This window comes from Exiguobacterium sp. s150 (assembly GCF_018618435.1).
Lineage (GTDB): Bacteria > Bacillota > Bacilli > Exiguobacteriales > Exiguobacteriaceae > Exiguobacterium > Exiguobacterium alkaliphilum.
In genome coordinates this window covers 25,888-39,127 of sequence record NZ_JACSMC010000027.1, presented here as the reverse complement: position 1 = coordinate 39,127, position 13,240 = coordinate 25,888, and the positions used below count along the sequence as shown (strand labels likewise).

Sequence of the window (13,240 nt, the reverse complement as noted above, 5' to 3'; positions counted from 1 at the left end):
CGATGGCCTTTTTCTTCATATTGACTGGCTCAGTATCCGCATTTGGTGGCTCAGTCGTCCGCATTCGGTGGCTCACAAGTCCGCACTAGTGGCTCTCTGTATCCGCAATACTCAAACGTGACGATATTCACTTGCAACATATCGTGATTCTTTTGCACGTCCGTCTCTGTAAAATCACCATAGTCACCGAAACCGGCATTGTTGACCAACACATCGACATGTCGTCCGCTCGACGACGTCTGTGCATAGAGCGTGGCCGCACTTCCTGGCAACGACAAGTCGAGCATCCGGCATACCGGTACTTCATCTTCTCCTCTGACCAAGCCGTCCCCATCAAAATCGGACCCGCGGCCATTGATTCTTCGGTCGAAGCGTTCAACGTGTTCCGGAGGTGTGCGCTCAACTATTTGGCTACGACACCGAACGACACGTCTGACTATCCGGACAAGATCGTCCTCATGTGGAGTACGGTCCATGGCATGGCGCAATTGATCGCGAACGGGAACCTTGTGTACGACGGTGACGAGCTCGACTGGGTCGAATCGATGTTAGCGCTCTATTTACAGGGTTGACGTCCGTCCTGTCTCACATACAAAAAAGACCGTCGACGTGTCGACGGTCTCGAACCGCCCATGTGGCGGTTTTTTTATTACTCTTCTGTGGCCGCTTCGACCGGACGTCTCGGCGGACGCTTCCCGAAGTATTGATAGTACTGCGTCTCGATATTCCCGTTATACAGCTTGCGGCGTTTCGTCGCCGGGCGGCCGTACGCCTTCTCGAAGTCCTCATAGCTCGTCAACATGTAGACGCTATAGCCCGGATACTTATCAAACTGACGGCCGATCCGCTCGTACAGGTCGATAATCTCGTCCTCGGTTTGCAGACGCTCACCGTAAGGCGGGTTCCCGATGATGACACCGTACTCTTCTTTCGGCTTCAACGCGGCCGCGTCACTGTGGACGAACGTGATGGCGTCACGGACGTCGGCGAGCTCCGCGTTGTCTTTGGCGAGCTTGACCATACGCGGGTCAAGGTCGATGCCGTAGATTTTGAGCGGTTTGTCCCACTCGGCTTTTTCGTTCGCCTCGTTAATCGCCTCGTACCAGGCCTTCTTCGGCACGCACGGCCAGTCTTGTGAGCAGAACTCACGGTTGAGGCCCGGTGCGATGTTGCGGCCGATGAGCGCCGCTTCGATCGCGAGCGTCCCCGAACCGGTGAAGACGTCATAGAACGGCATGTCCGGCTTCCAGTTCGTCAGCTGAATCATCGCCGCGGCCATCGTTTCCTTGAGCGGTGCCTGGGAGTGGAGCTCACGGTAACCCCGACGGTGGAGCGCATCCCCTGACGTGTCAATCGTGATCGTCGCCACATCTTTCAATAAGGCGACTTCGATCGGGTAATAGGCGCCCGTCTTCGGGAGCCACTCGCCCGGTTTGTCATAACCGCGTTGCATCGCGTCGACAATCGCCTTCTCTGTGATCTTTTGACAGTCACGGATCGAGAACAGCTTCGATTTGACCGAGCGGCCGTCGACGATGAAGCGAGCGTCCCACGGCATGAGGTCGGTCCACGGCAATTCGACGACACCGTCGAACAGCTCCGTGAACGTCGTCGCTCTGAACTCAGCGACGACGAGCTTGACGCGGTCGGCCGTCCGGAGCCACAAGTTCAAGCGTGGAATGTCTTCCATCTCCGCGTCGATATAGACGCGTCCGTTCTCGACTTCGCACGTGTAGCCGAGGTCGCGCACTTCTTTGGCGACGAGCGCCTCAATTCCCATCGCTGCGGTGGCGATTAATTTACGTTTTGCCATCGTATCCCTACTTTCTATGTGTTCGTCCTAAAATGGTCAAGTAAAAAGGAGCTCAAGTAGGATTGCTTGAACTCCTGGTCGATGTTTAATGAGAGACTATGCTGCCCTGTAAGCCATGTTCTGTACTCCGGTGCTCGTAGCGGTCTCCCTGGCACGATGGAGTGACAATCATCTATCTGCGCCGTTTGGCGCCTTCCGTCCCGTTCGGTTCCAGTCGGGAAGTTCCCCTACCATAGTTTGGGTTTCTCGCTCGTGGGGTTTACCTCGTTCCACTCTGACCGTTTCCGGACAGACTCCGTCACTGTGGCACTTTCAAGAAGCTTGCACCATATCCGAGGACTTAGGTGCTTCTTCTGCCGTCAACTTGCGTTGCCTACACTTATCGTTTCGTGTAGCACGATCACTACAGCCATCACAGGCTGTGCGAGCATGGACTTTCCTCAAAGCTTGCGCCCCGCGATTGTCCAGACCTCATAGTCACCTCAATCATTGTAGCCGATAAACGTCTCGTTGACAACCGACAACCTGAACTTGATTTTCATGGCCGTCAGCGCTAAAATAAGGCGTGTTCCATTGAACAAGGAGGGATTTTGATGCGTCAAGATGCAAAGAACGGTTGGATTCAACGGCTGACCTATGTGATTGAAATCGATGACATTAAAGCGCTCCACCTGAACAACGGCGTCTTCGCCTTCTATCGTAAAAATCGACTCGTCCAAGGGTTCGAGCCGTTCGACATTAAAGCACCGAATGAGATGTCTAAGCGGCCGTATCATTTCGATCATCACAACTTGGCCCATCTCCATGAACGTTTCCCTGAATCGATTCCGATGTATGATGCATCGATTCAGACGCGTCGTGCTTGGAGCGATCTCGTCCGCGCCGGCTTGTGCGACATCATCGCCGACGGGAAGTTAAGTTTTGAACATATCGATGATAACGGGAACGTGCTAGAAGCGAGCATTCGTTGGATTGGTGAGCCCATTACCATCGACTAATATATGAAACCACCACCAAGTGCGACGTGTCGGACCAGGTGGTGGTTTTTTATGTTGCTTCAATCGTTTCCGTCGCCTCTTCTGGTGGTGGCGGTGTGAACGTCGTCGAGACGATGCGTTCGGTGAGGTCGGTCGGTTTCAGGATGACCGTCAATTTATTGGTCGTATCGCCGCGGACCGGGAACGTGCCCGGAACATGGAGCGCTTCGTACACGGTCTTGCCGCTCGCGTCGAGAATGGTGACCGTGCCTTTACGTGTCGTCGTCACCGAGAACGTCGCCTCGTCGGTCGCCTTCACCGTCACATTCGTTTTAACTGGATTGACATACGTGACGTTTCGGCTCGACGTGCGCTTATACTTTCCATCCGTCACGACGGCCGTTAGCCGATATTGACCACTCGGCAACCAGTCGCCGCCGGCGTACATCGTGAACGCTCCCCCGTTCGCCGGGAGCGTCTTCACTTTGCGCGTGCCTTGATAGAGCGTGTACGTCGTCTTCAAGTTCGGGCGGTTCATGACGGAGAGTTTGGCTTCTTGGACGTATCGATTCGTCAATGTCGCCGGAGCAGACACGCTCACCGGGCGCGGGGTCGCATCAAGCAACCGTTTCGTGTTCAGTTCCGTATACGACTTCCCGCTCACGCGCGGCATCTTTTGAATCAACCCGTCGATGTCGGTCGGTGTCAGAAACGGGTTGACCGATTTGACGAGCGCGATTCCCGACGTCACCATCGGCGCGGCCATCGACGTCCCATCCATAAAGATAAAACTATTCTTCAAGCCGAGCGATAGGACGTTCACACCCGGTGCGACGACCTTCACTTGGCTGTCCATGTTCGAGAACGCGGCGAGCCGATGTCTCGAATCGACGGCACCGACGGCGATGACTTCTTTCATATTGGCCGGGAACGAGACTTTCGTCGCGCCGTCATTGCCAGACGAGGCGACGATGACGACACCTTTCGCCCGGGCCCGTTTAATCGAATCGGCCAGTACCCGGTCGTAGTCTTGGCCGCCGAGCGACAAGTTGATGATCGTCGCCCCTTTCGCGACCGCCGTATCGACGGCTTTGGCGACGGTCCAGGAATCCGTGAACTCTGAGTTTCTCCCATAAAAGACGTTATAGAAGTGATAGCGGACGTTCGGGGCGAGACCGGCGATACCGTACTTGTTGTGAAGGCCTGACATGATGCCGGCCGTGTGCGTACCGTGATAGTCGACACTATACGGCCCTTTCATCGAGTTGACGACACGCGGCACGTTCAACAGCTCCCGATGGCTACGGTCGGCCGATGAGTCGATGAGCGCGACGACGATATCGCCCGACCCTCTCGTCGTGTTCCACGTCAAGTCGGTCCCGGTCTGTTTGATGTAATATTGGTTTCCGACGCGCGGCTCCGCGACGACGTAGCCGTGTTTCTCCAAGATGACAGGTTTGGCGGCCCCGGCTGTCGTCGGGACGAGTAATGCCAACGCCGTCAGTAAAATCATTTTCTTCATCGCCTTACGCTCCATTCACACTTCATAAGATGGGACCATTATCTCAAATTTACGATACGATTTCCCTTTTTTCATAAAAAAAGAGTATGACATTTTTCCGACAGCTCACCAATAGTCAAGTTTGTCGGGATGCTCCATCTCGAAGTCGACGATTTTTCCAATCGTCAAATACGTATAATACCGCGCCAGCTCCGTACGATACGGGTCCGGGGTGAACCCTTCCAAGTCCTCTCCGAGAGGCGACCCGTCAATCGTCTCGAACTGTTGGCAGAAGAACGATTCCGTCTCTTTGTTCCAGATGATCGTGTCCCCGATGTACCCGCTTCCGAACCGGATATAGTCGATGACGGACGGGACGATCACTTCGGCAGGCAACCGCTCGCTCATCCGGCCGACGAGTTCATAGCGGTCCCGCTCTGCGAACGTTGCCTCTTCGAGTGACGTACACTTCAACACTTCTTTATTGATCTCGATTAAGACGATATAGTCGCCAGACTCAATCGACAGCTTCATCTCATCACCTCGTCTCCACATCCCATTGTTAACTCTATCTTAACAAATATTCGGAGAAATGCGCCGAAATCCTGTCAGCCTGTACAAATTTTCCATTCGGTTCATTCAATCTACATGAAGAAAACGGTTTTTGCTATACTAGACGTATACGACCGTAGAGAGGAAGTGCACCATGGCTAAACGTCCTTTGACCCCACGAGAAAGCGAGCTGATCGCGACGGCCTTGTTCGTGATCGGGACCGTCCCGTACAACGGTCACATCGACCGTCTCGAATCGCTCACGTTACGCGACATCGCGGACGACTATTTATCAGGGAAGCGTACGGTCGCCGATGCGATTGACGCACTCGACCAATACATTTACGTCCGGCGCCACCGGTTCAAGAACGTGACGCCCCACAACCTATGGACGCTCGACGACCGGACCGAACAGGAGGCACTCCGTTATATCGTCCGCCGGCCCGAGCTGAAAAAAGGGCAGACGCTGAACAAGAAGAATCAGCCGTATCAAGTCGGGCAAGACGTCGAGTTCAAAGTCGACAAGCACGTCGACCGCGGGCAGTTCCGGATTTATATCGGCAAACAGAACGGGTTCACGTTCAAGGCCCAGTCGAAAGACAAAGAAAAACTAAAAGCGGCGAGCGGGTGGATCACCCATATGGACTTGAAAGACCGGCTCGTCTTCGTCAACTTGACCGATTTCGGCCGCCAAGCGATTGATCCGGCGTTGCGCGAATCGCTTGAATCGATGAGCGCTTCGCTCATCGGTTGGTTCGCCACGGCGACACTGCCGACCGAGGACGAGGCGAAAGCGGCGAAACAACTGATTGCCACGTTGCAGCGCCGGGACAAGCCGTACTGGTTCACGTTGACGACCGCGATGAACCATCCGAAGCCAGAGCACGTGAAGCGTTGGGGCGCTTTCATCAATTTGCTCGTCAAGGCGAGCACCGGGGACAAGACCGCGATTGAGACACTTGAGACGCAAGAAGACAAATACTTCAAGGACGCCTTCTTGCGAGCGATGCGCGCACTTCACGGTAACTTGGGCACGACTTGACAACGAATGAGACGGTAACGGCGTTGGCCGCTGCCGTTTTTTGTACGGATAGAAAGGACGAGACCAATGCAGATTATGATTGTTGAAGACGATGAACATATCCTCCGTCTAGTCGACGAGACCCTTCGCCGCGCCGGGCACGGGACGATGCTCGTCACGGACCCGTTTACGGCCGAAGCAGCGTTCATGGCCGACCCGCCGGACGCGGCCGTCATCGATATCCTGTTACCGGGTATGGATGGACGGGAACTGTGCCGCCGGATGAAGGCGACGCTCGACATCCCTGTCATCTTATTGACCGCGCTCGGTGAATGGGACGACAAACGGATTGGGTTCGAACACGGCGCCGACGACTATATGACGAAACCGTTCATTCCGGATGAACTGTTGTTCCGTCTACAGGCGATCTCGAAACGATACGAACGGACGGCCGCGAGCTCGATTCACGCCGGCCCGCTTTCGCTCGACTTACGCCACTATCGGGTCGAGCTGTCCGGCGAGACGATCCATCTGCCGAAACGTGAGTTCGAGCTGCTCTATCAGCTCGCCGCCTTCCCGAGCCGCGTGTTCAGCCGGGAAGAGCTGATCGAACACGTCTGGGGGCTCGATTTCGACGGCGACGACCGGACCGTGGACGTCCACATCAAACGGCTGCGGACCCGTTTACGAAGTGACGTCGTCTCGATTCGGACCGTGCGCGGGGTCGGTTATACGTTCGAGGTGATCGAATGAGGACCCTTTATACGCGCATCGTCTTGACCGTGTTTATGATTTTACTTCTCTCCGGCGCGATCGCCCTGCTCGTCAGCAACGTCGCGTACTATACATGGTGGCAACCGACCTATAGTGAGAAGACGAGCGAGGCGGCGAGCACCGCCGTCGGCTACTTCTCGAATCATACAGACCAGGACGAGTCCGCCCTCTATACGTTCCTCGCCCGCACCGGGTATCAGCTCCACGTCGTTAAAGCCGACGGTCGGGTCATGCGGTACGGTGGCTCGTTCCGCGACGAGTCAATTGATGAGCGGACCGTCACCTCGGTACGGGAAGGAACCGTCTATGAAGGGATGCGCGACTACCCGTTCCATTTGTTTTTGCTCGGACTGTTCGACAATGAAGTCGTCAATACGTACGGGTTTCCACTAGAGGGCCCGGACGGTGTCGACGCCGTCTTTATACGGCCGGACTTATCGGCTCAAATCCGAGAGTTGCATCTATTCGTCGGGTTGTTCTTCGCCCTCTTGACCGGACTCGCATTTCTCTTGATCGCCGTCGCGACACGTTCGATCGTCAAGCCCGTCAAATCGTTGACCGACGCGACGGCATCGGTCGCCTCTAGAAAGACACCGCGCGACTTGCCGCTCGAGCGTTCCGACGAGATTGGCGTCCTCGCTCGCCGGTTTGACGAGATGGCCCGGACGATTGAGACGTCCGAACAAGCAAGACGACGTTTCGTCTCCAACGTCTCGCACGAGTTCCAGTCCCCGCTCACGTCGTTAACCGGCTACGCCTCGACGCTCGTCGAGTTGACCGACGAGAAGGCCCGACCGTACGCTGAAATCATCCGTGACGAAACGACGCGGCTGTCGTCGTTGACAAGACAACTGCTCCTGCTCGCCAGGCTCGACGAGGCCGACATCTCGCTCGAGCAAGATGTTCTGCTCACCACGTCAATCGAAGACGTGATTCGCGGGCTCTCGTTCCAACTCGACCAAAAAGGGATCGCCGTCGTCACCGACCTCGACGACATGACAGTGAAAGGTGACCCCATCTTGCTGGCGCAAGTGTGGATGAATTTGCTTCAAAACGCGATTCACGCCTCGCGCGAAGGCGGGACCATCCGAATCAAGTTGAAACGAGACGAACGTGTCACAATCATCGTCTCAGACGATGGGCACGGGATGGATGACGTGACGCGGGCACACCTGTTCGAACGTTTCTTCCAAGGTGACGCGTCACGTGGGACGGCCGGGACCGGGCTCGGACTCTCGATCGTCCACGACATCGTCAGCTTGCACGGCGGCACGATTCAAGTCGAGTCCACGCCCGGATCGGGGACGACGTTCACGATTCAACTGTGACGTGTTCATGTTCCGTTCATATTCGTTCGGTATGCTTCCTTCATCGACATGAAGGAGGCTTTTTATAATGACACTCGGACTAAAAGAAATGTGGCGAAAACGTGGTCAGTACGGACTCATCCTCCTGATCACACTCGCAATCGTCTTGTTGACGACACTAATCACCGGGCTCGCGGACGGGCTCGCCTATGACAACGGGGCAAGCGTGCGCGAACTCGACATTGACACGTTCCAACTGACAGACGACGCGGACGGACAGTTGACGCGTTCATTCATCGAAGAGACGCCAATCGACGCGGTGACCCCGCTCGCCGTGAAACCGCTCACGTTCGTGAACGGAACGAAGCAAGATGCGACGTTGTTCGCCTTGCCGACAGACTCGACCATCGGGCCGACACTCGATCTTTCTGTCGGAGAAGTGCTCGTCGACCCTAGCTTTTTACAGACGTATGCGGTCGGCGATACGGTCGAGGACTTCGTCAGTGGGTACCGTTTCACGATTATCGGTGTGACAGACGGACGATTCAGCCACGGCCCCGTCGTCTGGACGACGATGGAGACGTGGGACACGTATCAACAGACCGCGGGCGGGCCGACTTACGTCTCGGCTTGGCTCGGAGACGAGGTCACATCGCTCACTCGTCATTCGAAACAAGATATCATCGAATCTGTGCCCGGTTATTCCGCCGAGCAAGGGACGTTCGATATGATGCGTGCGTTCCTCCTCATCATCGGGGCGTTCATCCTGACCGCATTCTTTTATATGGTGACGTTACAGAAACTACCGCAACTCGGCATCTTGAAAGCGATCGGGATTCGGTCACGGACGATCGGTGCGGCGCTTGTCTGGCAAGTGCTCGTCACGGTCGTTGCAGCGAGTACCATCGCGATGCTCGTGACCTTGCTTATGACGCGTGTCGTACCCGAAGCGGTCCCGTTCCAGTTCGAATGGTCGAACGTGGCATTTTATAGCACCCTCTTCCTCATCATCTCGTTACTCGGTACGGTGTTACCGTTACAGACACTTCGTCGGCTCGATGCTGCCGACGCGTTAGGAGGTCGCATCAAATGAAGTTAACCAACATTCATCACGCCTATGAGCAACCGATTTTAACCGGTGTCGACTTGACCGTCTCACCGGGTGAGTGCATCGGGATTATCGGGCCGAGCGGCAGCGGCAAGAGTACGTTGCTGCAAATCCTCGGCTTGTTGAAGCGTCCAGATGCGGGCAGTCTGTCGTTCGACACGGTCGACGTCTTCTCGCTCGACGAGGAAACCCGGCGGAAGTTGCGGTTGAACGAGATCGGATTCGTGTTTCAGGACGCGCAACTCGTCCCGTATTTGACGGTGCGAGAGCAGCTTGAACTCGTCCAAGCCGAAAGCGAGACCGAAGGCGACGCGATGGCCCTCCTGATGGACCTCGGGTTAGGCCATCGCTCAAACGAGTTACCGAACCGGCTATCCGGAGGGGAGCGGCAACGGGTCGCCGTCGCCCGTGCCCTCATCAACGATCCGAAACTCATCTTGGCCGACGAACCGACGGCGAGCCTCGACTACCCGAACGGCCGTCTCGTCATGGAACGCCTGGCCGAGGCGGCTCATGAACGCCACAAACGGGTCATCGTCATCACGCACGACGAACGGATGCTCGACGTGTGCGACCGCGTCCTCCGCTTGCGTGACGGACAGTTGAATCCAGTTTAAAAAGGGAGTGGCAACATCGCCACTCCCTTTCGTCATGTACCGACCCGGAGCTGGGCCGCTTCTCGAACCATCTCCAGATGAAACGCCAACCAGGCACAGAGCGTCACGTGCACAGTCATCCCTTTCGACGAGTCGAGCTCGATGTGACGAACCGTGAGCAGCCGTTCTTCGATGTGGTTCGAAACGAGATACACGTCCGTGAGGGCGAGAAGCGCACGCACCGTCTCGTCCGGTCCCACGCCCGAAGCGGTGGCGAGCGACCGGACCGATAGTTGCATGTCGCGCCCTGCCCCGTCCAAATATCGGTCCATCAAGGCATCGAGTACGGGTGACAGCTGATTCGTCCCATGTTCGCCGCGCTGGATGATCGAGATGCCCTCCTCCGTCACATAATCGATGTCCCCTTCCACACACGCTTGAATCAGCCGATACATCCCCTCACGCGTCACACGGAGCCCTCCTTTTCTTCTACCGGCTAAGCATAATCCCCATCCGTGCAGCGTGCAATGAACGTCTTTTACCGGAACGGTCGCGGAATCGTCACGTTTGCGCCCGGAGACGCAACTCGTACGTGAACGAAACGTCACGTTTCGGGTACAATGATGGAGAAAGGAGCGATGTTCATGCAAGCTAAATGGAAATACGGGCTCGCGACACTGTTCACCGGCTACTATGCCATCAGTTATTACGCCTTCAAACGGATGACACGAGGGAAACGGAAGACACCGGAAATGCTGCTCGCCCCGTACACGACCGAAGATCAATCGTTCTATCACGATGTGCCGTTCGAACACGTCTCGCTCCAATCTCGGGACGGCTATCGCCTTTACGGCCGGGTTTACCGGAACGGCGAGGCAAAAAAATGGATCGTCTTCGTCCACGGCTACACGGCTTCGCACAGTTTCATGGCACCGCACTTGGCCATGTTCCACCGGCTCGGGTATAACCTGCTCGCCGTCGACTTGCGATCACACGGGGAGTCCGAGGGCGTCTACGCCTCGTACGGGTATCACGAGAAACACGATATCGTCGACTGGGTCGATTGGCTCCGGACCCATGAGACGGTCGATGAGGTCGGCCTTCACGGCGTATCGATGGGTGCGGCGACCATCTTACAGGCGGGACCGCTCACGGATGTCGATTTCTTGATTGCCGAGTGTCCGTTCGATGACATGCGCCAACTGATGCGTCATCAATTGAACAACCTACATCGGCTGCCAGGCGACTTATTGCTCCCCGGAATCAACTATTTCCTTTGGAGCCGGGCCGGGTTTTTGATGCACCAAGTCAGTCCGAAGCGTTCGCTCGCCGAGACGAGCGCCCCGGTGTTGTTCGTCCACGGGACGCGCGACGATTTCGTCCCGACGTGGATGTCCATCGAAATGAACGCCCTCAACCGGCGCAACGAGCTCGCGCTTATCCACGATGCCGAGCATACGAACTGCATCTTAAAAGACCGAGACGCCTACGAGGCCGCCGTCACGAATTTTTTGGCTCGGCGACGTGAATCGGGCCAGCAATCAGATCCAGTAACACATGCAAGACCATGACCGGCCAAAGTAAACCTGTCGCGAGGAACAAGTAGCCGAACACGAAGCCGACGGCGCCAGTCACGATGACACCACGGACGCCTTGATACGCATGGGCGAGACCGAACAAGGCGCCGCTCGCTAAGGCGAGCGATCCGTCCGAGAGGTCGACATAGAGCGCGAGCGTATAAATCAAGACGCCGCGGAAGATAAACTCTTCCGTGATCCCGGCCGTGACCGAGACGGCTTTCCAAGCCTGTGCCTCTTCCTTTGTCCGTGGCAACAACACTTTTTCAATCTCAAGCTCATAGTGCGGACGAAGCCGTGCCCGAAGCCGCGCCGACGTCAAGACGGACAAATAGAAGACGAAGAGGCCGCCCATGAGGACACAGCTAAAGACGAAATAGTTCCACGCCCGTGCATCGGTCACGTCGGGCATGAAGGCAAGGCCAACCGCATCACCCGGCACGTCAAACAAGAACACGAGTGCGACGAGCAACAGCGTCAAGCCCCATGCGGACTTGATCGCCTCCTCGTAGACGCGTCCCCGACCGAGCGACGTGATCATCGATTTCATCAATCGGGCGTTGAACAGCTGAATGATCAATAAGTAGGCGAGAATGACGGTAAAGACGATTCGTTCGAGCATCGATATCCACTCCTGTCCTTCCTGTTAGCTATATGCTACACTATTCGGGTATTGTCTAGAAAGCTAGGAGGCGGTATCTTGAAACGATTGATGCTGCGACTGACCAGTATCATGCTTGTGACAGTGTTGTTCCTCGTCGCAATCGGCTGGTTCGGTCAAGATGACAAAGTGAACAACGCCCTTTACCGGGCCTACTATGGAGATCACGGTGTCCCGTCGGATCATGTCTCGGTGTATGAAGACGCCGCGGACACGTATGACGTCGATTGGCGCCTACTCGCCGCCGTCCATCGCGTCGAGACGATTTTTTCAAACAGTGCCTCGATGCGGTCATCGGTCGGTGCGATCGGTCCGTTCCAGTTCATGCCCCGGACTTGGCTCGGTTGGCAATATGACACGGACGACCAAAAAGGCGACGTCCCTGAGGACGAGGTCGACTTGACGGATTTGACGTTGATTGAGCAATACGGCGGGCTCGGCCGTGACGGAAACAATGACGGACAAGCCGACCCACACAGCTTAATCGATTCGGCCCATGCGGCCGCGTATTACTTGAGTGAACACGGCGGCCGATCGACCGATTCGACCGAATCGATCCGTTCGGCCATCTTCGAGTATAATCGCAGCGAACAGTACGTAGACAACGTCATGTCCTACTATGAACAGTATCAAGACGAAGTCACGCTCCTTCCCGGTGACGCGAAGTCGACGAAGCAGCAAGTCGCACGCTACGCAATTCGTTACTTGGAATGGTTCGCGAGTCTGACGTGACCGTTGATCTTTAGTTGAAGTGAGGAAACGATATGAATACACAAATCGAGGAAGTGACGATTCGAGTCAAGTCGGTCTTCAATGACGACAAGACGAAACGCTATATGCGCTCCTATGAGTTCACCGATGTCGTCGATGGCGTGATTTGCGCCGTCATCATCTATTCCCCTCGAATGAGTGACGCGTTCTTGTCCGGGACGACGACGCAACGGGCTTACATGCTCATGCGCAACCATCTCGACAAACCGATTCGGGAAGTGCGCGTCATCAGTCTCGTCCCGACGCTCGCCATAAACGACAATCTGCCTTACGTCGAGTCTCAACTCGACGAGACGAACTTCCATTACGTCGAGGAGACGCTCGACGAGGTCGAACAGAGCAGGGGCATGGTCATCGTCGGCTGGGGATCGCCCGGTCGGCTCATGCATCACGCGACCGCGTATAAGACGCTCTTCGCCGACCACGAGGCGAACATGTTCTGTATCGGGACGACCGCCAAAGGTGAACCGCAACAGATTCGAATGGCCAACGAGAACACCGTGCTCGAGCCGTTCAACAACGAATCAATCAAACCGAAGTTCCGTATCGTCAAAGAAACGAAACAGGACGACTCCGAGTGAG

General features: G+C 56.0%; 16 protein-coding genes and 1 other RNA gene. 10 read left to right on the top strand and 7 right to left on the bottom strand.

Translation table 11 applies throughout. The annotated features are described in order from the left end of the window. Window positions 1-50: 50 nt before the first annotated feature. Window positions 51-323, bottom strand: a complete 273-nt coding sequence (locus KNP76_RS15870) for an SDR family NAD(P)-dependent oxidoreductase (RefSeq protein ID WP_251137474.1) — start codon at window positions 321-323, stop codon at window positions 51-53. Here KNP76_RS15870 and KNP76_RS12120 point away from each other — a divergent pair. After that, window positions 219-572, top strand: a complete 354-nt coding sequence (locus KNP76_RS12120) for a TetR-like C-terminal domain-containing protein (protein ID WP_251137473.1) — start codon at window positions 219-221, stop codon at window positions 570-572. The genes KNP76_RS15870 and KNP76_RS12120 overlap by 105 nt on opposite strands. A gap of 77 nt (window positions 573-649) precedes the next feature. Here the strand turns inward: KNP76_RS12120 and KNP76_RS12115 are convergent, their stop codons facing one another. Continuing rightward, a complete protein-coding gene (locus KNP76_RS12115) occupies window positions 650-1,813 on the bottom strand; it encodes a THUMP domain-containing class I SAM-dependent RNA methyltransferase (RefSeq protein WP_214844680.1) in 1,164 nt (387 codons plus the stop codon). A 104-nt stretch (window positions 1,814-1,917) separates the two neighbouring features. Continuing rightward, window positions 1,918-2,285: RNase P RNA component class B (gene rnpB / locus KNP76_RS12110), an RNA gene on the bottom strand. Between the two features lie 121 nt (window positions 2,286-2,406). On the opposite strand from rnpB, the gene KNP76_RS12105 reads away from it, so the two are divergent. Then, window positions 2,407-2,811 (top strand): hypothetical protein, encoded by a 405-nt coding sequence (locus KNP76_RS12105; protein WP_034814935.1) that lies wholly within the window; start codon window positions 2,407-2,409, stop codon window positions 2,809-2,811. A gap of 49 nt (window positions 2,812-2,860) precedes the next feature. On the opposite strand, the gene KNP76_RS12100 is transcribed toward KNP76_RS12105, so the two are convergent. Continuing rightward, window positions 2,861-4,312, bottom strand: coding sequence for a S8 family peptidase (locus KNP76_RS12100; protein WP_251137471.1), 1,452 nt, complete (start codon window positions 4,310-4,312; stop codon window positions 2,861-2,863). A gap of 105 nt (window positions 4,313-4,417) precedes the next feature. Next, window positions 4,418-4,825: a hypothetical protein gene (locus tag KNP76_RS12095; RefSeq protein WP_034814932.1), complete on the bottom strand. Its 408-nt coding sequence runs from the start codon at window positions 4,823-4,825 to the stop codon at window positions 4,418-4,420. A 172-nt stretch (window positions 4,826-4,997) separates the two neighbouring features. Between KNP76_RS12095 and KNP76_RS12090 the strand changes: the two genes are divergently transcribed. The 5 genes from KNP76_RS12090 to KNP76_RS12070 all read left to right on the top strand — a co-directional run bounded on the left by KNP76_RS12090 (window position 4,998) and on the right by KNP76_RS12070 (window position 9,670). Continuing rightward, window positions 4,998-5,885: a hypothetical protein gene (locus KNP76_RS12090; RefSeq protein ID WP_034814930.1), complete on the top strand. Its 888-nt coding sequence runs from the start codon at window positions 4,998-5,000 to the stop codon at window positions 5,883-5,885. A gap of 66 nt (window positions 5,886-5,951) precedes the next feature. Continuing rightward, a complete protein-coding gene (locus KNP76_RS12085; protein ID WP_034806586.1) occupies window positions 5,952-6,617 on the top strand; it encodes a response regulator transcription factor in 666 nt (221 codons plus the stop codon). Then, window positions 6,614-7,966 (top strand): sensor histidine kinase, encoded by a 1,353-nt coding sequence (locus KNP76_RS12080; protein WP_034814928.1) that lies wholly within the window; start codon window positions 6,614-6,616, stop codon window positions 7,964-7,966. Before KNP76_RS12085 ends, KNP76_RS12080 begins: the two co-directional genes overlap by 4 nt. A 67-nt stretch (window positions 7,967-8,033) precedes the next feature. Next, a complete protein-coding gene (locus KNP76_RS12075) occupies window positions 8,034-9,038 on the top strand; it encodes an ABC transporter permease (RefSeq protein WP_214844678.1) in 1,005 nt (334 codons plus the stop codon). After that, window positions 9,035-9,670, top strand: coding sequence for an ABC transporter ATP-binding protein (locus tag KNP76_RS12070; protein ID WP_214844677.1), 636 nt, complete (start codon window positions 9,035-9,037; stop codon window positions 9,668-9,670). Before KNP76_RS12075 ends, KNP76_RS12070 begins: the two co-directional genes overlap by 4 nt. Window positions 9,671-9,702: 32 nt before the next feature. On the opposite strand, the gene KNP76_RS12065 is transcribed toward KNP76_RS12070, so the two are convergent. Next, window positions 9,703-10,119 carry a hypothetical protein gene (locus KNP76_RS12065; protein WP_214844676.1) on the bottom strand — a complete coding sequence of 139 codons (417 nt, stop codon included), beginning with the start codon at window positions 10,117-10,119 and terminating at the stop codon, window positions 9,703-9,705. Between the two features lie 174 nt (window positions 10,120-10,293). On the opposite strand from KNP76_RS12065, the gene KNP76_RS12060 reads away from it, so the two are divergent. Beyond that, on the top strand, window positions 10,294-11,220 hold the full coding sequence (locus KNP76_RS12060) for an alpha/beta hydrolase (protein ID WP_034814972.1): 927 nt from the start codon (window positions 10,294-10,296) through the stop codon (window positions 11,218-11,220). On the opposite strand, the gene KNP76_RS12055 is transcribed toward KNP76_RS12060, so the two are convergent. Continuing rightward, complete coding sequence (locus KNP76_RS12055) at window positions 11,150-11,848, bottom strand: CPBP family intramembrane glutamic endopeptidase (protein ID WP_214844675.1); 699 nt, start codon at window positions 11,846-11,848, stop codon at window positions 11,150-11,152. The two genes, KNP76_RS12060 and KNP76_RS12055, sit on opposite strands and share 71 nt — an antisense overlap. Before the next feature lie 78 nt (window positions 11,849-11,926). On the opposite strand from KNP76_RS12055, the gene KNP76_RS12050 reads away from it, so the two are divergent. Beyond that, a complete protein-coding gene (locus KNP76_RS12050) occupies window positions 11,927-12,619 on the top strand; it encodes a lytic transglycosylase domain-containing protein (RefSeq protein ID WP_251137470.1) in 693 nt (230 codons plus the stop codon). A gap of 32 nt (window positions 12,620-12,651) precedes the next feature. Next, window positions 12,652-13,239 (top strand): DUF1643 domain-containing protein, encoded by a 588-nt coding sequence (locus tag KNP76_RS12045; protein ID WP_034806567.1) that lies wholly within the window; start codon window positions 12,652-12,654, stop codon window positions 13,237-13,239. Window position 13,240 lies beyond the last annotated feature (1 nt).

Bases quoted from the DNA above. Each gene is read 5' to 3' on its own strand.
- KNP76_RS12060 (WP_034814972.1), top strand. From the start codon at position 10,294: ATGCAAGCTAAATGGAAATACGGGCTCGCGACACTGTTCACCGGCTAC.
- KNP76_RS12120 (WP_251137473.1), top strand. From the start codon at position 219: ATGTCGTCCGCTCGACGACGTCTGTGCATAGAGCGTGGCCGCACTTCC.
- KNP76_RS12100 (WP_251137471.1), bottom strand. From the start codon at position 4,312: ATGAAGAAAATGATTTTACTGACGGCGTTGGCATTACTCGTCCCGACG.
- KNP76_RS12105 (WP_034814935.1), top strand. From the start codon at position 2,407: ATGCGTCAAGATGCAAAGAACGGTTGGATTCAACGGCTGACCTATGTG.
- KNP76_RS12080 (WP_034814928.1), top strand. From the start codon at position 6,614: ATGAGGACCCTTTATACGCGCATCGTCTTGACCGTGTTTATGATTTTA.
- KNP76_RS12085 (WP_034806586.1), top strand. From the start codon at position 5,952: ATGCAGATTATGATTGTTGAAGACGATGAACATATCCTCCGTCTAGTC.
- KNP76_RS12055 (WP_214844675.1), bottom strand. From the start codon at position 11,848: ATGCTCGAACGAATCGTCTTTACCGTCATTCTCGCCTACTTATTGATC.
- KNP76_RS12045 (WP_034806567.1), top strand. From the start codon at position 12,652: ATGAATACACAAATCGAGGAAGTGACGATTCGAGTCAAGTCGGTCTTC.
- KNP76_RS12095 (WP_034814932.1), bottom strand. From the start codon at position 4,825: ATGAAGCTGTCGATTGAGTCTGGCGACTATATCGTCTTAATCGAGATC.
- KNP76_RS12115 (WP_214844680.1), bottom strand. From the start codon at position 1,813: ATGGCAAAACGTAAATTAATCGCCACCGCAGCGATGGGAATTGAGGCG.
- KNP76_RS12075 (WP_214844678.1), top strand. From the start codon at position 8,034: ATGACACTCGGACTAAAAGAAATGTGGCGAAAACGTGGTCAGTACGGA.
- KNP76_RS12090 (WP_034814930.1), top strand. From the start codon at position 4,998: ATGGCTAAACGTCCTTTGACCCCACGAGAAAGCGAGCTGATCGCGACG.
- KNP76_RS12070 (WP_214844677.1), top strand. From the start codon at position 9,035: ATGAAGTTAACCAACATTCATCACGCCTATGAGCAACCGATTTTAACC.